At 72.6% G+C, this 263-nt stretch carries 1 pseudogene; it reads left to right on the plus strand.

Annotation, left to right across the window (positions count from 1 at the left end):
* Positions 1–258, plus strand: a pseudogene (locus ACEN88_RS35615) (hypothetical protein); the annotation flags it as partial.
* Between the last annotated feature and the right edge of the window lie 5 nt (positions 259–263).

Genomic DNA, 263 nt, shown 5'->3' on the forward strand with positions numbered 1-263 from the left:
CGTCCGGCCGGCAGCGTCACGAACGCCCGCGCCCGCGAGTACCTGCTGGCGCGCATCCGCGCGCTCGGCCTCGAACCCGAGGTCCAGGTCGACACCGTGTCCGCGACGTCGTGGGACTGGATGTCGCATGGGCAGAGCACGATGGCGACCGCGCGCAACATCGTCGTGCGCAAGCGGGGCGGCGCGCGCCATGGCGCCGTGCTGGCCATGGTCCATTACGATTCCGCCGCGCCGACGCCCGGCGCGGCGGAATCGTAATGGAC

The sequence above is a fragment of the Massilia sp. CT11-108 genome, from assembly GCF_047302915.1.
Taxonomy (GTDB): Bacteria; Pseudomonadota; Gammaproteobacteria; order Burkholderiales; family Burkholderiaceae_D; genus Telluria; species Telluria orientalis.